Source organism: Vibrio sp. KUL70, from assembly GCF_059725515.1.
Genome location: NZ_AP045835.1, coordinates 632,588 through 650,788, shown reverse-complemented (window position 1 = coordinate 650,788; position 18,201 = coordinate 632,588). Strand labels below are relative to the sequence as shown.

19 protein-coding genes are annotated in these 18,201 nt (G+C 45.0%); 9 read left to right on the top strand and 10 right to left on the bottom strand.

Going from position 1 to position 18,201, the window contains the following annotated elements; genetic code table 11:
- Positions 1-22 precede the first annotated feature (22 nt).
- Positions 23-823: a glucosamine-6-phosphate deaminase gene (gene nagB / locus AC6I7V_RS16970; RefSeq protein ID WP_255232328.1), complete on the bottom strand. Its 801-nt coding sequence runs from the start codon at positions 821-823 to the stop codon at positions 23-25.
- Between the two features lie 469 nt (positions 824-1,292).
- On the bottom strand, positions 1,293-1,646 hold the full coding sequence (locus tag AC6I7V_RS16965; protein WP_255232329.1) for a MaoP family protein: 354 nt from the start codon (positions 1,644-1,646) through the stop codon (positions 1,293-1,295).
- Positions 1,647-1,801: 155 nt separating this feature from the next.
- On the opposite strand from AC6I7V_RS16965, the gene AC6I7V_RS16960 reads away from it, so the two are divergent.
- A complete protein-coding gene (locus tag AC6I7V_RS16960) occupies positions 1,802-2,692 on the top strand; it encodes a LysR family transcriptional regulator (RefSeq protein WP_255232330.1) in 891 nt (296 codons plus the stop codon).
- Between the two features lie 127 nt (positions 2,693-2,819).
- Here the strand turns inward: AC6I7V_RS16960 and AC6I7V_RS16955 are convergent, their stop codons facing one another.
- On the bottom strand, positions 2,820-3,023 hold the full coding sequence (locus tag AC6I7V_RS16955) for a hypothetical protein (RefSeq protein ID WP_255232331.1): 204 nt from the start codon (positions 3,021-3,023) through the stop codon (positions 2,820-2,822).
- Positions 3,024-3,252: 229 nt separating this feature from the next.
- Between AC6I7V_RS16955 and AC6I7V_RS16950 the strand changes: the two genes are divergently transcribed.
- The 3 genes from AC6I7V_RS16950 (at position 3,253) to AC6I7V_RS16940 (ending at position 5,628) form a co-directional block, all read left to right on the top strand.
- The gene (locus tag AC6I7V_RS16950) at positions 3,253-4,644 is read left to right on the top strand and encodes a DNA-3-methyladenine glycosylase 2 family protein (protein WP_498012338.1); all 1,392 of its coding nucleotides are present in this window, start codon (positions 3,253-3,255) and stop codon (positions 4,642-4,644) included.
- 37 nt (positions 4,645-4,681) lie between these two features.
- A complete protein-coding gene (locus tag AC6I7V_RS16945) occupies positions 4,682-5,167 on the top strand; it encodes a methylated-DNA--[protein]-cysteine S-methyltransferase (protein WP_255232333.1) in 486 nt (161 codons plus the stop codon).
- 89 nt (positions 5,168-5,256) lie between these two features.
- On the top strand, positions 5,257-5,628 hold the full coding sequence (locus AC6I7V_RS16940; protein WP_261883252.1) for a hypothetical protein: 372 nt from the start codon (positions 5,257-5,259) through the stop codon (positions 5,626-5,628).
- A 93-nt stretch (positions 5,629-5,721) separates the two neighbouring features.
- Here the strand turns inward: AC6I7V_RS16940 and nhaD are convergent, their stop codons facing one another.
- Positions 5,722-7,158 (bottom strand): sodium:proton antiporter NhaD, encoded by a 1,437-nt coding sequence (gene nhaD, locus AC6I7V_RS16935; RefSeq protein WP_498012337.1) that lies wholly within the window; start codon positions 7,156-7,158, stop codon positions 5,722-5,724.
- A gap of 680 nt (positions 7,159-7,838) precedes the next feature.
- Here nhaD and AC6I7V_RS16930 point away from each other — a divergent pair.
- Positions 7,839-8,225, top strand: coding sequence for an MAPEG family protein (locus AC6I7V_RS16930; RefSeq protein WP_255232336.1), 387 nt, complete (start codon positions 7,839-7,841; stop codon positions 8,223-8,225).
- Between the two features lie 136 nt (positions 8,226-8,361).
- Here AC6I7V_RS16930 and AC6I7V_RS16925 read toward each other — a convergent pair whose 3' ends face one another.
- A complete protein-coding gene (locus AC6I7V_RS16925; protein WP_498012336.1) occupies positions 8,362-8,988 on the bottom strand; it encodes an START domain-containing protein in 627 nt (208 codons plus the stop codon).
- Positions 8,989-9,037: 49 nt separating this feature from the next.
- Here AC6I7V_RS16925 and AC6I7V_RS16920 point away from each other — a divergent pair, with 49 nt between their 5' ends.
- A complete protein-coding gene (locus tag AC6I7V_RS16920; protein ID WP_255232339.1) occupies positions 9,038-9,160 on the top strand; it encodes a hypothetical protein in 123 nt (40 codons plus the stop codon).
- Here AC6I7V_RS16920 and AC6I7V_RS16915 read toward each other — a convergent pair.
- Together AC6I7V_RS16915 and AC6I7V_RS16910 are read right to left on the bottom strand one after the other, a co-directional pair.
- On the bottom strand, positions 9,149-10,189 hold the full coding sequence (locus tag AC6I7V_RS16915) for an acyltransferase (RefSeq protein ID WP_498012335.1): 1,041 nt from the start codon (positions 10,187-10,189) through the stop codon (positions 9,149-9,151). The genes AC6I7V_RS16920 and AC6I7V_RS16915 overlap by 12 nt on opposite strands.
- Positions 10,190-10,313: 124 nt before the next feature.
- Positions 10,314-11,270: an AEC family transporter gene (locus AC6I7V_RS16910; RefSeq protein WP_255232341.1), complete on the bottom strand. Its 957-nt coding sequence runs from the start codon at positions 11,268-11,270 to the stop codon at positions 10,314-10,316.
- 195 nt (positions 11,271-11,465) lie between these two features.
- Here AC6I7V_RS16910 and AC6I7V_RS16905 point away from each other — a divergent pair, with 195 nt between their 5' ends.
- Positions 11,466-12,056 (top strand): TetR/AcrR family transcriptional regulator, encoded by a 591-nt coding sequence (locus AC6I7V_RS16905; protein WP_255232817.1) that lies wholly within the window; start codon positions 11,466-11,468, stop codon positions 12,054-12,056.
- 148 nt (positions 12,057-12,204) lie between these two features.
- Positions 12,205-13,050 carry an alpha/beta hydrolase gene (locus tag AC6I7V_RS16900; RefSeq protein WP_498012334.1) on the top strand — a complete coding sequence of 282 codons (846 nt, stop codon included), beginning with the start codon at positions 12,205-12,207 and terminating at the stop codon, positions 13,048-13,050.
- Positions 13,051-13,171: 121 nt separating this feature from the next.
- Here AC6I7V_RS16900 and AC6I7V_RS16895 read toward each other — a convergent pair whose 3' ends face one another.
- Together AC6I7V_RS16895 and AC6I7V_RS16890 are read right to left on the bottom strand one after the other, a co-directional pair.
- Complete coding sequence (locus tag AC6I7V_RS16895; RefSeq protein ID WP_498012333.1) at positions 13,172-15,712, bottom strand: glycosyl hydrolase family 18 protein; 2,541 nt, start codon at positions 15,710-15,712, stop codon at positions 13,172-13,174.
- Between the two features lie 372 nt (positions 15,713-16,084).
- A complete protein-coding gene (locus AC6I7V_RS16890; RefSeq protein WP_498012360.1) occupies positions 16,085-16,549 on the bottom strand; it encodes a DUF2850 domain-containing protein in 465 nt (154 codons plus the stop codon).
- Between the two features lie 305 nt (positions 16,550-16,854).
- Between AC6I7V_RS16890 and ppnP the strand changes: the two genes are divergently transcribed.
- Positions 16,855-17,136, top strand: coding sequence for a pyrimidine/purine nucleoside phosphorylase (ppnP, locus tag AC6I7V_RS16885; protein ID WP_255232345.1), 282 nt, complete (start codon positions 16,855-16,857; stop codon positions 17,134-17,136).
- A 142-nt stretch (positions 17,137-17,278) separates the two neighbouring features.
- Here ppnP and AC6I7V_RS16880 read toward each other — a convergent pair whose 3' ends face one another.
- A complete protein-coding gene (locus tag AC6I7V_RS16880; protein ID WP_498012332.1) occupies positions 17,279-18,124 on the bottom strand; it encodes a pirin family protein in 846 nt (281 codons plus the stop codon).
- Between the last annotated feature and the right edge of the window lie 77 nt (positions 18,125-18,201).

Genomic DNA, 18,201 nt, shown 5'->3' with positions numbered 1-18,201 from the left:
TTTGTTTCAACAAAACCTTAGGTTATAGGTCTTGGATGTTCTCAGCTTCTAGCTCTTGGAAGTAACGTAGAGTCTTCACTTTTAGCTCCTGTTGAGCTGGCTCATCAGCAACGATGATAGCTTTACGGTGCATTTGTAGCGCTGTAACCGTCCACATGTGGTTTACAGAACCTTCGATAGCAACCTGTAGAGCTTGTGCCTTGTTGTGACCCATAGTCAGGATCATGACTTCTTCAGCGTCTAGTAGAGTCGCAACACCGATAGTTAGTGCGTATTTTGGCACTTGGTTGATGTCGTTGTCGAAGAAGCGAGAGTTCGCGATGCGCGTCTCTTCAGTTAGCGTCTTGATACGAGTACGAGAAGCTAGAGAAGAACCAGGTTCGTTGAATGCGATGTGACCGTCGATGCCGATACCGCCCATGAACAGGTTGATTTTGCCGTATGAACGGATTTTTTCTTCGTATGCAGCACAGTGAGCATCGATGTCTTCTGCTTGGCCGTCTAGTAGGTTGATGTTCTCTTCTTGAATATCAACGTGGTTGAAGAAGTTTGTGTACATGAAAGTACGGTAAGACTCAGGGTGGTTAGGATCGATGCCTACGTACTCATCCATGTTGAACGTAACAACGTTTTTAAAGCTAACTTCACCTGCTTTGTATAGTGCAATTAACTCTTTGTAAGTCGTTAGTGGTGTGCCACCGGTAGGTAGACCAAGAACGAATGGACGATCAGCTGTTGGGTTGAATGCTTTGATGGCATCAACGATGTGACGAGCTGCCCATTTACCTACTTGTGCCGCGTTGTTTAAAGGAATAAGTCTCATTTTTTTAGCCCCTAAGATAAATAATTTATAGTGTGCTGAAACATTAATTCGCATTATAAAATAAGTGATCTATTTCTGCCATTGTTTTAGGTCAAATTTTTAGATTTTTAATGATATATGTGACACTAAGTGTCAAACTTGCATAGTATTCATGGGGATAATTATTATCGTTAAACAAGCTTCATCTGCTTGTCATAAAAGGCTTTTTTGAGAATGTTATGAGCGGGAATTAGCGGATAATTCACAGGTTAGAAAAATGGATGATTTTTTGAATGGAAGGTTAAATAAAATTAATCGGTATTCAAACTCGAAGAAAAATCGTAGGTGTGAACAACCCTGACAGCAAATTATTTAACGCTATCATTATGAAACTTATAAAAATATTGTTAAGGTGTCTTGATTCGCTAAATTTTTAGATGTTGTGTTAACAAGTAAGCTCAAGGCGTAGATACACCTTGAGCTCTGAAGATTAATCTTCCAACACCAACTCGTTGTCGTACTCTTCTCTTGGCACTTCACCACGTTTGCAGCCATTAAGAGTGTGGAAGCGACGACGTCCACGAGCAAGTTGGATGTATTTTAACCAAACACGCTCTAACTTAGACTTCGCCTTGTGAGGGTGCGATAACACTTTTACAAAGTGTTTTTCTTCAGCGTTGATCGGTGCAAGTTCACCGGACTCAAGTGCTAACATGGTATCACCAAACAAGGTTAGGATTTCTTCTTCGACAAGAGTAAAATCACCTGACTTAGCAAACCCTCTTGGGAATTTGGTGGTGTCATAAAAACGTTTTTTTCCGTGTCGGAATTCGGTCTCAGACATAACAGCCTCAGTAATGTGGTTGGATTGAAATTAGTGTTTTGTTGCTCATGCGAACATATTGTTAAAAGGTAAAAATGGAAAACAAAACATTTTTTCCCTCACGATAAACAATCCTAGATCCGCTAGTTAGCAGATTTATTACAGAGATGTATTTGATGGATGTGAAAGTATTTAGAACCTTTCTAGAGGTCGCAAGGGTGCGCCACTTTGGTCGTGCCGCTGAAAACTTGTATTTAACTCAAGCAGCTGTGAGTGCCCGTATCAAGCAACTTGAAGGCTATTTTGATACTCAGCTTTTTATTCGTGATCGCAACAATATAAAGTTGACGTCCTCTGGCGAGCGTTTAATTGGCTACGCAGAAGTTATGGTCTCTACACTTCAACAGGCTAAGTTTGAGCTCTCATTGGAAAGTGGTAAGGCGCTGCAATTGACCTTGGGCGGTACCCCTAATATTTGGGATGCGTACTTGCAAAACTGTTTGAGTGTGGTTACTGACTCTTTCGGTGGCTACGGCTTCATGGCTGAAGTCATGGGTCGTGAGCAGCTCAACCGTAATCTGCTGGAGCGTACGCTAGATATGGCTTTTGCGTTTGATCAGATTAAAGCTGAAGAGCTGAATTGTAAAAAGGTTGCGGATTTAGTCTTAGTATTGGTATCGACAGAGCCTGACGATCTTGAAAGCGTGTTTCAAGGCAAATATGTGTATGTCGATTGGGGGACTCGCTTTGGTTCTGAACATGCGGATCGCCACCCTAAAGTTTCTGCACCATACTTGCGTACATCGACAGCGCGTATTGCTTTGGATTTTATTTTGGAAAAAGGCGGCAGTGCTTATCTACCGGTATCTTTGGTTGAGCCTTTCATTGAATCAGGGCAGCTACATAAGGTTAAAGGCGTAGAAGATTGGTATCGCCCGATTTACCTCAGCTACCGTAAATCGAGTACCTCGGTGGATGCGATTGTGCAGGTAGAAGAACTGGTGAAAGAGATCGACCCGTCTACCGCTTACACTCTGCAGCAAGCTGCGGAGACCACGTCTGAGTAACCGTTGTCTGAGTAACCATTGTTGATTGGTGGAAACGAACAGCAAGATTAAATGCATAAAATAATGGCTCTCGGTTGAGAGCCATTATAGTTTTAAGCCTTTGAAGGCGAGTGACACATGCGAGATGTCATAAATTCATTAGGTTCTCAATGGACTCTTCCAGCGAGTGAGACAGGAAAGAGTGGATTTGATGACCGTCAGTCGCATCAATCTCAATCATTGAAATGCCGTTTTCGGAAGTGCCTTCTAGAAAACCGAGAGATTGTTCAACAGACTGACAGGTGAGAACTTGCTTGTTCTTAAGAACAATGCGACAGGTGTGCAGATCCATAGCCAATTATCCTTGTTGGTTCAGCCATCCTTGGCATCTTAGGCGCCCAAGTGAGAGCTGTGACGTTGCGAGAGAAACCTTTTCTTACTTCTAAGATTAGTCCAACTTTGTCAAAAGCAAATTAAAAAATTAAATTTAATACATATTCACTTCCGAAAGTGGCTAGCGTTAATTCGGCTTGTGGATACACTTTCTTTATTCACTTGACGTTATGGATTTTAAAAGGCACATGGAAGGCAACATTCATCGATACAGCGGCCTCAGCCGCGAGCAGTGTCAACAAGCCCGTCTTGCTAGAGACGCGCGCTTTGATGGCCTGTTTTTCATTGCTGTGAAGACGACAGGCATATTTTGTCGTCCAATCTGTCCGGCGTCGCCACCTAAAGAGCAAAATGTTGAGTATTTCTCAAACCAAGCGCAAGCGCTGCGAGCGGGTTATCGTCCCTGTTTGCGCTGCCGCCCAGATAGCGCTCCTTTTTCGCCGGCATGGAAAGGCGTAGAAACCACTTTTTTGCGGGCACTTAAGCTTATTGAAGATGGCGAATTGGCTGAAGGGAGCAGTGTTGCTTTGTGCCAACGTTTGGGTATCTCTGATCGTTACCTCCGCAGCTTGTTTAGCAAATATATGGGGGTCTCGCCAAAACAGTACGCCATCTATAACCAGCTTATGTTCGCGAAGCAGCTGTTACATAACAGTCAGATGAGTATTACCGACATCGGTTTTGCATGTGGGTTTAAGAGTACGCGCCGTTTCAATGATGCTTTTGTGAAGGTGATGAAGCTTTCGCCATCGCAGATTCGAAAATCTGGTGCTGAAAAAAGCTCAACTAACACGGTGCGTTTGCCTGTTAAAGGCACTGTGAATTGGCCTCATATGCTTAACTTTTATCGCAAACGTATGATTGAGGGTGTCGAAGAGGTGGGAGATGATTATTACCAACGCACGGTTATCATCAATGACGCTACCGCTAAGTTTTGTATTCGTTGCGTTAAAAACAACAAGCAAGCTGGCAGTTATCTGGAAGTCGAGTTTGAACTTAGCCAGATGAATCAGCTGCGCAATCTGATCCGCCAGATTCGTCGCATGTTTGATCTCGATGTCGACATCAATCGAGTTGAAGCGCACCTAGGTAAGGTAGATTCTACTCTGATTAAAGAATCCGGCATTCGCATTCCAGGAGTATGGTCGCCTTGGGAAGCGGGTGTGCGTGCGATTTTAGGGCAGCAAGTGTCGGTCAAAGCCGCTATCGGTCAATTGAATTTACTGGCCAAACAGTTGTCACCGAAAGAAGGAACTCTCTATTTTCCAACTCCTGAACAAGTGTTGCAGGCAGACATCAGCTTTTTAAGAATGCCACAGAGTCGCAAAGACACTTTGCACCGATTTGCTGTGTATATGGTTGAAAACCCACATCAACACCCAAGCAAATGGCTGGCTCTGAAAGGAATAGGACCATGGACAGTGCAATATGCCTTGTTGAGAGGTTTGAGTGAACCGGATCACCTACTCTCTGGCGATTTGATCGTAAAGAAATTTATCGATCAACATGTCAGTATCACAGCAAACAAGGTATCACCGTGGGGCAGCTATGCGACCTTCCATTGTTGGAGCCATTTCTAAACTTGTCAGTCATTCCCGATACTAGGATAAAAAAACAATGATTAAACGATTTACTTACTACTCGAGTCCGCTAGGTGTTGTGACGATACAAGGCTGTGAGGAGGGATTATTGGGTGTTTGGTTTGAAACCTATACCACGAAGCCAGAAGACCTTGGTCAACAAGATGATACCTTTGCGCTGTTTGCAGAAACTAAGCGTCAGCTCGATGATTACTTTTCTGGGAAACTGAACCATTTCTCACTACCTATCGCGGCAGAGGGAACGCCATTTCAGCAGTCAGTTTGGCAAGCCTTGACGCGTATTCCTTTTGGTGAAACATGGAGTTACCAACAACTTGCGGATGAGATTGGTAACCCAAAAGCGGTAAGAGCGGTTGGGTTGGCGAACGGAAAAAATCCAATTTCTATTATAGTGCCTTGTCATCGCGTGATTGGTAAAAACGGTAAACTGACAGGCTATGCTGGAGGCATAGAGAGAAAATCAGCATTGCTCCGATTAGAAGGTATTTTATCAATAAGTTGAATAAATACTCTTATTGTTTTCTGGTGTTTCAATAGTTCACTGCTTATCATTTATAAATTAGGAAAAATATATAAAAGTAGAAAGCCTCTATGAACCGACAAATGATTACGGCGATTGGGTGTAGCAGTGTTTTATTGACTGGATGTTTGAGCGAAACGACCAAGCCATTTGAGGTCCCTCAACTGATCCTTTTCAGCGGTATATATGAAAACCCAGATAACGAAAGTTATTTGATCTTTGAATCAGGGAAAGTACGTTATCAAACAGTGGATACCAGCATCACGCGTGACTACAGCGTTGATGATGACTTGATCAGTATTGAGCTGAACTCCGCGAGTAGCAAAATGGGGCCTGGGTTAGTCATGCGTATCCATAATGACGGAAAAAAATTGACCTGCAACGGCTGTCCAGGCCTACAGTTGAGTAACGTTTGGACACGCGTCCCCGAGCCGCGACAGTAATTCGCCGAGTGATCTTGAATCACTTCGGCGATGATTTCCGTTTCAAGCCCCTCAAGGTGCCTGTACATTGCCAATAATCGACTAAATTTGGTATCAAAACAGACTCGAGTTCATCATGAGATGCACGACAATGCTCAATGCATAACCAATCGCGATAACAGGCATCCACTTAAGGTGACCAAAGAAGGTATATTTTCCGTGAGCTGCTCCCATCAAGGCTACACCTGCGGCGCTACCAATTGAGAGCAAGCTCCCTCCAACGCCCGCTGTTAATGTGATAAGAAGCCAGTTACCGATCGACATAGTTGGCTCCATAGAGAGCACCGCAAACATCACCGGAATGTTATCTACGATTGCAGATAGTACTCCCACCATGATGTTGGCCCAAACTGGGTTCCATTGGCTGTACATGACGCCAGAAGCTAATTCTAAGTATCCAAGTAGACTCAAGCCGCCGACACACATTACAACACCATAGAAGAACAGCAGAGTATCCCACTCTGCGTGTGAAACACGTCGGAATACATCAAAGGGAACCACTGAGCCCAAGCGCTTCAGTGCCGCTTCGTCGTGGTTGGCGATTGCCATCGCTTTTTTCTTGGCCAACGATTTAGGAAGGGTTTTACGGAGGAAGAAGCCAAAGAACTGCAGATAAGCCAGTCCCATCATCATGCCAATGACTGGAGGGAAATGAATGACGGCGTGGAAGGCAACCGCAGTAGCGATTGTCATGATGAATAGAAATACAATTCTCTTGGCACCGCGTTTGAGCTCCACGTGCTGGTGGACTGTGTCTGGCTGTGTGGTCGGAACAAAATAAGACATGATCAACGCGGGCGCGAGATAGTTGACCGCTGATGGAATAAACAGCGGCATAAATTCGGAGAAGTTCACGTAGCCCGCTTGCCAGACCATGAGAGTCGTTATGTCACCGAATGGACTAAATGCGCCTCCTGCATTGGCAGCAATGACGATGTTAACGCAGGCGAGGTTAACAAACTTCGGATTCGAACCTGCGACTTTGAGCACCACGGCACACATGAGCAAAGCCGTGGTGAGGTTGTCGGCAATTGGAGAGATGAAGAACGACAGAATACCCGTGAGCCAAAACAGTGAACGGTAGTTAAAGCCTTTACCTACCATCCAAGCTTGCAGTGCATCAAACAGGCGTCGCTCCTCCATCGCACTGATGTAGGTCATAGCCACTAATAAGAACAGTAACAGTTCTGCGTACTCCAACAGGTTATGCTCTAATGCTTGTTGAGCGACCTCGATTTGTTGGTAATTCTGGTAGGTTAAGCCAATCGCAATCCAAATAAGGCCAGCCGCGAGCAGAACAGGTTTGGATTTTCTCAGCTGAAGGTATTCCTCCATCATTACAAACACATAAGCGATGACAAAAATGGCAAGACAGAGATAGCCGATGGAAGATTGCGTGAGGTCGAGCGAATGAACCGCACCTACCTCACTGGCAAAAGATAATGAAGGAAGAATCGCGAATAGAAAGGCGAAAACCTTTGTGTTTGCCATAATTTACGCTCCATGTGGTTGGCCGAATCAGTACGCGTAAAAGCGTAGACCCAATTATTGGAGCGTAGTGTGATAGAACTCTAATTAATTCAAATGGTTAATGTTTGAAGTCATAAAAAGAAAACCCCGTTTGGCGTACACCAAACGGGGTCTGTTCTTTTACGTAGCCATCCTGCTACCAACGTTGTATCTTATTTGTTATTAAATAAGGTAACGTATGCTCCCTGCATCGTTCCTTGACTTGGTTAACTCCATTAACCTATCCAATTCATCGCCTTCCTAGCGGTGTCCTTGATCTTATCATCCTGATAAGTAACTCATCCTAGAGTGCGACTTCCTTGCTGATAACGCTTCCTGTGTTATCAAATCTTCTTCCTGAAGATACCTAATCCGTTAGGTTTTTCCTGTTCCTGCCAACTCCCTGTCGACAATTCAATTAAACACGTTAGTGATGTTACTCGCAATGGAGAAAATTGATAATTTAGCTCAATAAATAGGAAGAATTGTGCGCGGAACATTAGAAAACAATAAGTTGAGTTTGTGTTTTGAGTATATTCTGCGAAGCTTATTTGAGATCTCTTACAGTGGCTGTAAGAGATCTCTTACAAACCGACGAGCAAACTTGATACTCCTTTAAGTTACTCATTATCGATTGTTATCGCTTAGGAAAAGGAAACACCATGGTTACAGCGTTATATGCCTCTTTACTCGCCCTTATTATGCTTTGGTTAGCCATTGAAGTGATCAAGCAGAGAAGGAAGAATCAGGTCGCCCATGCAGATGGTGGTGTTGAATCGCTGCAAATCGCTCGCTCTGCGCAGAGTAATGCGATGGACTATATCCCGATAACTGTGATTCTAATGGCATTGTTAGAGTTCAATGGTGTCAATGTGTGGTTGATTCATATTATCGGTATCGCTTTTATCGTCGGTCGTATTATTCACGGTAAAAGTATTCTGGCGCGTAGTCTAAAAGGCAGAAAGCGAGGTATGTATTTAACCTTTGGCAGCATGGTGTCTCTGGTTGTCCTAAACTTGATTTATCTTCCATTTGATAAACTCATGTAAGGATTGCCATGGCGTTACGCCTACCTCCACCATGGATGATTGTCTTAACTGGCTTGGCTTTGATTCTTGCTCGCGACTTGGCGAGGCGTAATTAAAGCAGTGGCTGGTAAATTCTCTGACGACTGAAAATAACACGCTATTGGCTTAAGTTGGGGTGCTGTTTCCCTTGATACTTTGGCAACTGACGTTTGAGTTTTTGAAAGGTGCTAAAGGCGTTGTTCGCCGACAAGCGATTCATTAGCCAATCAGGTAATATGCCCCCGGCGTTTGCATAAGCTATGTAGTTGATGTGTGTGAAGCCGTTAGTGAGAGGTTGCAGCGTCCATATAGCGTCCACATCGCGAATGCGGATATAGCCAGACTCTTTTGCAAGGTAGTTCGACGCGTCTTTAATAGTCAGAGTAAATTGACCCTCTTCCACTTCATATTTGGAGTAGGTCAGCATGTCTCTGTCACGGGCTGGCCATGGGGCTTTGAATTGGGTATAGACAATGTTTTCGTTGGCAGAGATCTGCATCAGCACTTCAGTGTGGGACACATTATCGATCCAGTTGGGCACGTTATCGCTGTCTTCAAGTAATAGCAGGAAACCGGAGTAGCTGGTCTCGACTTGCATTTGAGCTCGAATTTCTACCAAGCCATTGCCGTGGTCGCGTTTATGGATTGTTATCCCATCGTCACTTTTTACAAAAGTCCAAGGAGTGGCAAAAACAAGTGTTGAATAGGTGAAAAAACCAAGCGTAATGAGCCGCAATAGTGTCATTCTTCTTCCTGAAAAATAAAGACTTATTAAGAATGAGTATAGGATAAAATTGGATGGGAATCGCGAGGCTTTGGTCGTAGCAGTTAAAGAAAAAGGTCGTGGTTCTCTGCAAGCCACGACCTTGGTCTATCTCCATGAGTTGGCTAAGCTAGACAATGAATTAGCGAAGTAGCACACTGCGCAAAGGGCTTTTCTCAAGCGCGACGACTAAGCCGAAGCTGAGAATTATCGTCATGCTGTAAGTGAGAACATCCTTAAACAAGCCTGTAATACCGAGCATTCCGCAGATATTAAACATCACGATGATCAGCAGTAGATGGCTAACATAAATACCAAGCATACGGCTGGAAATAGCCTGAATCCAACGCTTGTCACCGACGGTTGGGTTTGCAAGCAACCACATAAACACGCCGATGCCCCACAATGCAGTGCCCGCTAAGAAGTCATTGATATTGAATGCGACATCATATCCCATCAACCAAGACGCTTCGCCAAAGTGGAATGCCATTCCTAATGCGGCCATCGCGATGGATTGCATCGAAGTGAGTCTCCAACTGTTTTGGCGAATCATAAAGCCAACGGCGACTAACAGTGTGCTAAAGAAAGGACCATTGCGTGTGAAAATCGGCGCTTCCAATTCAGTCAAAGGTGCATAGCTACCCGCCAAGACGCCGTAAAGGTATAACACCAGCGCCACAGGCAATATCGCTTTAGTTAGCTTCATTTCGAGGAGCAGTGCGAGAATCGCAACCGCACAGATGAGGGCGGGGATAAACCATAAGTGCACTAAACCGCCTTCGAATAAGCTATTCAGTGGTGTCGACATCAGAAAGCCCCAGTATCCTTCTCGCTCTGCCAGGTAACCCACCTCCATCACTTTACCGAGATTGAACGGCATCAGTAAGCTAATAATGCTCCAAGCTAACCAAACCTTAAGCAGTGGTTTGGAATAATTTATCAAAGTTTCCCATGGCGAGCACGTAAGCTTAGGCTGAATAAGGTAACCGGAAATGAGGAAGAACAACGGTACGGCAAAACGAGCCGTTTGGTTGAGGGTATAACCTACCCATGGAACCTCATCGATTAATGCATAAGAGAGGGCCATTTGGCAGTGTAAGCCGATGATCGCCAAAATAGCGACCACACGACCTAACTCTAGGCTGGCAATATATGTAGACGATTTTGAACTAGTTGTAGACATAACAAGACTCTTAGAAAAGTTTTCCAAGAAGTTAGCAGTGTTCTTGGGTCTTGCTCTAGCGTTAAATCAAAAGAAAGTCTGGTTTCTACCCAATCAAAGCCCGTTTGTTTGAAGCGACTCGCAGCTATATCAATCCAGTTGCTTTCAAAGTGAATATACCCAGCGTGCAGGTGATTAGTGACATCACTGTTGTCAGCGCAATGATATTGGCAGCTAAGGTTGAGTTTCCCCCCATTGCGCGTGCCATCACATAGCTTGCGGCGGCGGTTGGGGCTGCACTCATAAGGAAGATCAGTCCCAGCTCTTGCTCTTTAAAGCCAAAAAGTAGTGCCGCGAGAGTAATAGCGAGTGGAGCCAGTACCAATTTATAGCTAGTGGCAAACCAAGTGGAGGTTTGGTCTTTCTTTAGAGAGCTAATATCTAACGACCCACCAGTACATAAAAGGGCGAGTGGCAGCGTCATATTGGCAAAGTACTGACCCGCATCAGACACCATTTTGGGAACGGGAATCGCCAATGCATAGAACACGACTCCAAGTAGGATGGCGATGATCAAAGGGTTCTTGGTCAGGGTTTTTACGATAACTTGTACTGCTTGTTGGCCGGACTCTTGGCCTTTTGGTGTCAGAGCGACTACAGCTTGAATGTTATAGAGCACAGTTAAAGAAGCGACATAAATTGCAGCCAGTGCAACGCCGTCGTTCCCGTAGATATTCGCAACGTAGGCTAAACCTATGATGGCGGTGTTCGCTCTAAAGCCCCCTTGCACGATGACACCTTGATCTTTTGGTTCGGCAAAAGCTAGGCGAGTGGACAGCGTAGTAAATAGGAAGAACAGAAAGTTTGCGACGACTCCGAACACCACGAGCTTACCGCTGGCAGCGAAATCGTGATCAGATTGAACGATACTCAAGAATAACATCGCTGGAAGCGTGACTTGGAAAACTACTTTTGAGGCGACGTCGATAAAGTTCTCATTGATCAATCCAATGCGTTTGAGCATGACACCGAGTACCAACATCAGACAAATGGGCCCTGTGATCGAGGCTGAAAACGCGAATTGTTGCCAAAGTGAAGTCATGTGCAGTCCTTGCAAGAGGTTGTAAAAAGAGCAAACGCAGCAGTAAGCGACGATGAAATAAACGCATTGATAAATTTGCATTTTTCCACAAACATCGGCAACAAAGAAATCAAATTTTGAGCAGAAGCAAAATAATAATTGCAAAAAAGAACGAACGTGCTAAAAATGACAGGTCTCAATTTGATGTGATGAATGATGAGTAAAGGAAAGATTACGAAAGAGCATATATTAAGTCATGCATTTGCTTTGGCGAGCGAGAATGGTTTGGAAAGTCTGACCATCGGCGAGCTGGCGAAGCAATGCGGCATGTCGAAAAGTGGTCTTTTTGCTCATTTCAATTCTAAAGAGAACATGCAGTTAGCGGTACTTGAATACTCGAATCAAGTGTTCACAGAACGCGTCATCATGCCCGCTCGTGAGTTAGGTGATGGTGATATTGAGGTGAAACTCAAACAGTTACTCGACAACTGGCTTGGTTGGAATCACTCCTTTCAAGGCAGTTGTATGTTTATTGATGCATGGAAAGATGTAGGTAGTGATAAGTCGGTTATCCAGCAAGCATTGCAGAAATCGATAGCGGTTTGGATTGACTACTTGACGATTCAGATAACCAAAGCTATCGATAATCAGCAATTTCGAGCCGACTTGAAACCTAAACAGGCCATCTTTGAGTTGTATGGCTTGTATTTAAGCGCGAATTTATTTTACTCGCTGCACGGCCAACAGGCGAGCCACAGCCATTTTTGGAGTGGGGTAGAGCGCTTAATCTCGAGTTGGAAGCGCTAAATCGTGACGGTAAGTCGTTAAAAAAGAATACAGACAAACTGGCACCTAGTGTACGGGTGCCATTTTTTAAAACAACAAAAAGCACGGTCGTTCTTTTTCGGCTGAGCTTACAGGCCAACTCATTTTAGAGTGGACAAAAGGAACGGTCATGAGTGACAAAATTTATTTCAACACCTCGACAAAATTCAGCATTAAACGCAGCCTGATTGGTGCGACAACTAACTTGCACTACATTATTGCCCCAGGCCACGCCAAGAAAACCGCGCGTAAGCTGCTACTGACGCCTGTGCGTTCAGAGCCGAAAAACAGCGAGCCACAAGGTTTGATTAAAGGTGAAGTTGCAACCCGCGACGGTGTGCTAAAAACCTATACACTTGGTAGTGGTCCTGTTTGGGTTCTGACGCATGGTTGGTCGGGTACGGCAAGTCAGTTTTACCCTCTAATGGAACACATTGCGGCCAAAGGCTTTACCGCGCTTGCTTACGATCACCCAGCTCATGGTGGTAGTGATGGTGTTTATGGTCACATTCCTGCATTTGTGAACGGTTTGGAAGCCATTCTAGATACCATAGAAGACGTTGCTGGTTTAGTCGGACACAGTATGGGTACCGCTTCGGCTCTGGAGTGCAAACACGCGAAGCTTGAGAACAAACCACTGCTTCTGATAGCACCAGTACTGGATTACCTAGACAACTTGTTCGGCAGCGTGGCTCGTTCTGGTTACTCAATGAAACTGTTTGAAGCGGTGGTGGGTGAAGTTGAAGAGCAGTTTAACTACCCAATCCAATCGGTTGACCCTTACGGCAAACTGGCGCTTCGTCAATCGAATACGATCATCGTGCACGATGAAAAAGATAAGTTCACCAAGTACTCAGTCTCTGAGCGCGCTGCAAACGAGATGGAGCGAGTGACTTTGGTGACCACGCAAGGTCAAGGACATGGCCGAGTGATGAAGTGCCCACAAGTCTTTGAAAGCTTCGACTCATTGATTTGATCGCGTCGCTCTAGATAAATGTTAGAAGAAGGCCAATCTGCAATGAGATTGGCCTTTGGTTTTAATTAGGCTTGGTTTTAATTGAGCCTAGGTTTTAGCTGAACTTGGGTTTTAAATGATCTTAGTTAGCGCAGCTTGCTGGGCCAATCTCTTTCCAAACACCCCATTGGCCAGATTGTGAAGGATCGTCTCCTTTGGTCCACCATTTCGCTTCCCAAAGCGTATTGCCTTGAGTCACTTGGTCGCCACCATTGTAGATAGTGTCCGCATCCCAAGCATTGCTACATGTGCCACCGCCCGTCGTTTTCTTAAGAATCTTCACCGAAGCTGAAGCCACAGAGGTTTCGGTTCCATCGCTGACAGTAACAGAGAAGTTCAGCAGTGTGTCTTGAGTGTACTCAGCGGCAACGAAACTTACAGAGGCACCTTGTACCGTTGCATTAAGCTCTGATGGTACATCCCAAGTGAAGCTTAATGCGTCGTTGCCTGCATCGGTTGAGCCCGAAGCATCCACGACCACAACATCGCCAGCATTGACTTCAGCCGGTGCGGAGATAGCAGCGACCGGAGCTGTGTTAACTGGCACAGTATTCTTCGGTGTTAGTGTTACAACCACAGTGTCTGTCGAGGTTGCGCCTTCATTGTCCGTTACCGTTAGGCTGAACGTCAGTGTTTCTTGCTGAGCGACTTCAACAACATCGAAGCTTGCAACAGCGGCATTAACGTTAGTCAGTGTTACTGCTGTGCCGCTCACTTGAGACCAAGCGTAACTCGCAATGGTGCCATCGCGGTCTTTTGAAGCGCTGCCATCTAGAGAAACAAAAGCTGGGCCTTCAACTGATTGGTCTGCACCTGCCGATGCGGTTGGTTTGCGGTTAACTGGGTTTGTCGTACCGCCGGCTAAGCCTTCGTGCATCGCATTTAAGATATCTCCATTGTCTGCATCAATCTCCCAAGAGAATAGACCAGCTAAGCCAAGGCTACGCACATAAGCCCCTTTCGCTTTCACAGAGCGGTCGTCATCAAAGGTGATCAGCTGGCCTGAGGTACGGTTCCAGACGTAAGGTGCTTCCGCTTGTTCGTCGTAACCGTACTCAAAGCCATTAATGCCTTGATTGTTTGCCCCGAGCATATTGGCTTTAATGCCTTTGTAGTCGATGACGCCATCTTCCCACACACCTTGTGCAGTGCTGCCCTTAAGCTTACCGTTACCCACGCCTGTCATTGGATCTGTCGGATCGCTCAGAGTCGATGGAAGTACACCTTCCCAACCTCGACCATACATTGCTGTACCAACCACCAACTTGTTTGCAGGCACGCCCTGAGCCAGTAGTAACTGAATACCATTGTCTGTGGTGTAGGCTGGTCCTTTGTACGGTTCGCCATTTTCATCAATGCCACTGCCATCACATTGGCCAGGACGCATGAAGTTACCGCAGTTGAGTGCCGTTTGATGACCTAGCACGTTGTTCCAGCCGCCGTAGAAGTCATAGGTCATTGCGAAGATGTAATCCATGTACTGAATCGCTTCGCCGTAGTTCACGTCTTCGATTTTGTCATAACCAACCCCAATCGCAGATGTGAGCTCATAGGTACGGCCAGTTTCAGCTTCGAGCTCGTCTAGCATTGCACGCAGCTCAGCCATTAAAGCGATGTAAGCAGGACCGTCGTTAACTGGATCACCCAGATCCGCAGCAGCACCGCCACCACCTGGAAATTCCCAATCGATATCAACACCGTCGTAGAACTTCCAAGTATTTAGGAATTTTTTAACAGAAGCGACGAACGTGTCTCGGTTGGCTTTGGTCGTAAAATCAAAGAAAGGATCAGATAGAGTCCAACCACCGATCGAAGGGATGATTTTCAAGTCTGGATTGCGCTGTTTCAAAGCCATCATCATCGCGTAGTTGCCTTTGATAGGCGTGCTGTATTCATGGCCCGCTTGGTTAAAGCTTTTTTGGAAGGCAGCCCAAGGGTCGTGAATTACAACCTCATAATCATTGACGCCGTTACACGCTGTCATGAGCGCATTGAAGCTGTTGCCACCGACGGATTTCACTGACTCATTCGGACCACAGATTGGGATAAAGCCGTAAAGGATGTGGGTCAGATTATCCGCAGGTATGTTGTCGACGGTATAGTTTCGACCATAGATACCCCACTCGACAAAGTAAGTACCCACTACCGTATTAGGGTCTGTGTTGTAGGTTTTGTTGTTTGGGTCGATGTTCATAATGAGTGGAGCAAGGTGAGAACCATCGGTATCGGCAATGGTGATTTGTGCTGGTGCACTTTTGCTACATCCTGTCGCGTCACAAGCCTCAATTTCCATTTGATATAAGCCACCTTGGCCGTATTCAAATGACGCGGTGGTTTGACTGCCGGTGATCGCGCCCGTCGCCACTTTTACGCCATCAAAATAGATGTTGTACGTGTCGCCAGAGGTGCCACTCCATTGGTTAAACTTAACCGCTATCTTGGCTTTGTCGTGGTATTTAACCATGTCGTTGTAGCCAGAGGTGGTCTCCATCGCAAGTTCAATCTTAGAGAACTGCAGGTTATTGGAACCATACATATCAATGCTTGGTGCGGTAGGTGCGGCCAGTGCGGTGCCTGATAGCGCTAGTGCTATGGCGGTCGCACACGTGTTTAAACGAATCATATTTTTTCTCACTCCTTGAATGTGGTTGAAGTACACGCTGATCGGTTAAATCGGTTGCTACTTCATGTCAGCCTTTAAGGTGGGGCGTCGAGTTCAGTATTCGAGAGAGTTTTAATTTCATAAGTGAAAATAAATCCGTTTTCGATGGACAACGAAAAAATCACAACTTGTTACAAAGTTGTTGCGCAGTGGGTGAGAGGTTGAGTCCATGTTTTATAAAATCACCACTGCTAGTGGAAAAGTCTTATCGGCGGGTTTTTACGACATGACGTAGTGCAATTTTTTGATATTGCATATTTTTATGTTGATAAGTGGAAGCGGTGTAGTATTTTTTTAAAGCCACTCTTTTTAGAGGAGTAGGTAAAAAATGGCTTATTTTCTGAATTGTTCGGCCAATGAAGCACGTCTTTGCTGCACTGCGCTGCTATTTAGAGGGATAGCCGTGTGTTCATAGCCCTCCTTTACAAACTGCTGTGTAGGAATATTTGGGACCACGCGTTTAAGCTGAGGCGAATCGTAAGTGCCACTTATCGCATACACGGTTTCTCCAGAGCCGGTGTTGATGGTGATGGTTTTGCCATTGAACTTGAAGTTGGTACTGATCAGGCGGTGGTTCATTACCACCCCTTGCTCTGATAGCGAGAGGATATCGGTGTCATAAGGAGGAGCACCTACCTCAATCCATGTGCCGTAGACATTGCTTGGATCGATGAATTTCTGATGCGTTTGATAAGCGGTATAACTGGCAAAGACGGCTATGATAAGGCCAGTCAATAAAAGCAGGTAAAACAGCGCCTGTGTTAATAAATCCCTACTTTTAAAATCCTTTTTTCCCATTTTTACCGCTGTTTTCTTCATATTACAAAAGACAATTTTATTTATTGGATATGCAGTTTGCAATGAGAGTTGTCAAAGTTAGAAGCAGGATCCACATTGCGAAGTAAACTCGTATTTCGAGTTAACATCGGCTTGGTATTTAACACAATGTTATTGTGAGTTGATTGAACACTCAAAAGCACTAACTTATGACGATTAATTGCTTGTAGGAAACGGATGAATTCGTTAAAACAATCAAGCACGTAATTTTGGTGATGAGGCATTTTATAAGCTCACACCGTTCTGAATAAAGACAAGGAAGTACAATGATTAAAGAAAATACCTATTTCGATGGTGGCGTTAAGTCTCTTGGTTTTTCACAAGAGGGTGAAGATGTTAGTGTAGGTGTGATGCAAGCGGGTGAGTTTACGTTTGGTACTGCTGCCCCAGAAAGAATGACAGTAGTAAAAGGTGCACTAACGATTAAGCGTGTAGGCGAAGATGATTGGTCGACGTTTAAATCGGGTGATTCGTTTGAAGTGGCAGGTGACTCTTCTTTCGACGTTAAGGTTGAAGAAGCAACAGCTTACCTTTGTGAGTACCTGTAATACCTGTAATATCATGGGTTGCTAAACACTTTTAGCGACTAAAAAAAGCCACGCTCTGAATGAGCGTGGCGAACTAGTGAACGATATTCTTGGCAGTGGATAACGTCACTTTAAGCTGTCTTCTAACGATAAGACAAAACTTTTAATAGGTTTCAAAGACGCCATTATTAAAGTCATGGATAGTTTGTTCGATCTCTTCCATGCTATTCATTACAAACGGTCCGTAGTGAACAACGGGCTCATTAATGGGCTCTCCTGAAAAAATCAGCACACCAGACTCTTTTTTCGCTTTTATCTCCAGAGTGTCAGCCTTGCTCAATAACGCCAATTGTCCTGCAACTAAAGTTTGTGAGCCTAACTCAACCAAACCTTTATAAACATAAACGAATGCATTGTGGTGGCGTTCTGTGGTCAGTCTTGCTGCTTGGCCCAATTGTGCGCGCCAGTCACTAATAGTAAGTGGTACGCCTGTGGTTTGTAACGGCCCGCTTAACTGAGTGCCTTCAATTAATGTATTGCCGGCAATAAGACGCAACAGTCCAACTTGTTCGCTGCGGAACTCCGTTACCGTGTCACTTTGAAAATCATGATACTGAGCGGGTTTCATCTTGTTGCGAGCGGGTTGGTTTATCCAAATTTGGAACCCATGCAGCGAACCCTCTTCCATCATCGGCATTTCACTGTGAATCACCCCGCGACCAGCTGCCATCCATTGAGCTCCGCCACTACGAAGCTCACCAACATTACCCATATGGTCTTTGTGCTGGAAGTGACCTTGAAGCATGTAAGTCAGTGTTTCAATACCTCGGTGAGGGTGAGGAGGAAAGCCACCTACGTAATCTTTACTCTCGTCGGATTTGAGTTCATCAACCATCAAGAAGGGAGAAAAGTTGGCGTTGTTAAAACCTGCTACTCGTTGGATCTTCACACCATCGCCGTCAGACGTTGCTTGTGCATCTATGATTTGGGTAATGCGTCGATTTTCCATGGTTGTTGTCTCCAAACGTTTCAATACTCATAGTTTAAGCAGGAAGCATTACTTCAAACAGAGTGCAAAATTGAAGG

Bases quoted from the DNA above. Each gene is read 5' to 3' on its own strand.
- nagB (WP_255232328.1), bottom strand. From the start codon at position 823: ATGAGACTTATTCCTTTAAACAACGCGGCACAAGTAGGTAAATGGGCA.
- AC6I7V_RS16965 (WP_255232329.1), bottom strand. From the start codon at position 1,646: ATGTCTGAGACCGAATTCCGACACGGAAAAAAACGTTTTTATGACACC.
- AC6I7V_RS16960 (WP_255232330.1), top strand. From the start codon at position 1,802: ATGGATGTGAAAGTATTTAGAACCTTTCTAGAGGTCGCAAGGGTGCGC.
- AC6I7V_RS16955 (WP_255232331.1), bottom strand. From the start codon at position 3,023: ATGGATCTGCACACCTGTCGCATTGTTCTTAAGAACAAGCAAGTTCTC.
- AC6I7V_RS16950 (WP_498012338.1), top strand. From the start codon at position 3,253: ATGGAAGGCAACATTCATCGATACAGCGGCCTCAGCCGCGAGCAGTGT.
- AC6I7V_RS16945 (WP_255232333.1), top strand. From the start codon at position 4,682: ATGATTAAACGATTTACTTACTACTCGAGTCCGCTAGGTGTTGTGACG.
- AC6I7V_RS16940 (WP_261883252.1), top strand. From the start codon at position 5,257: ATGAACCGACAAATGATTACGGCGATTGGGTGTAGCAGTGTTTTATTG.
- nhaD (WP_498012337.1), bottom strand. From the start codon at position 7,158: ATGGCAAACACAAAGGTTTTCGCCTTTCTATTCGCGATTCTTCCTTCA.
- AC6I7V_RS16930 (WP_255232336.1), top strand. From the start codon at position 7,839: ATGGTTACAGCGTTATATGCCTCTTTACTCGCCCTTATTATGCTTTGG.
- AC6I7V_RS16925 (WP_498012336.1), bottom strand. From the start codon at position 8,988: ATGACACTATTGCGGCTCATTACGCTTGGTTTTTTCACCTATTCAACA.
- AC6I7V_RS16915 (WP_498012335.1), bottom strand. From the start codon at position 10,189: ATGTCTACAACTAGTTCAAAATCGTCTACATATATTGCCAGCCTAGAG.
- AC6I7V_RS16910 (WP_255232341.1), bottom strand. From the start codon at position 11,270: ATGACTTCACTTTGGCAACAATTCGCGTTTTCAGCCTCGATCACAGGG.
- AC6I7V_RS16905 (WP_255232817.1), top strand. From the start codon at position 11,466: ATGAGTAAAGGAAAGATTACGAAAGAGCATATATTAAGTCATGCATTT.
- AC6I7V_RS16900 (WP_498012334.1), top strand. From the start codon at position 12,205: ATGAGTGACAAAATTTATTTCAACACCTCGACAAAATTCAGCATTAAA.
- AC6I7V_RS16895 (WP_498012333.1), bottom strand. From the start codon at position 15,712: ATGATTCGTTTAAACACGTGTGCGACCGCCATAGCACTAGCGCTATCA.
- AC6I7V_RS16890 (WP_498012360.1), bottom strand. From the start codon at position 16,549: ATGGGAAAAAAGGATTTTAAAAGTAGGGATTTATTAACACAGGCGCTG.
- ppnP (WP_255232345.1), top strand. From the start codon at position 16,855: ATGATTAAAGAAAATACCTATTTCGATGGTGGCGTTAAGTCTCTTGGT.
- AC6I7V_RS16880 (WP_498012332.1), bottom strand. From the start codon at position 18,124: ATGGAAAATCGACGCATTACCCAAATCATAGATGCACAAGCAACGTCT.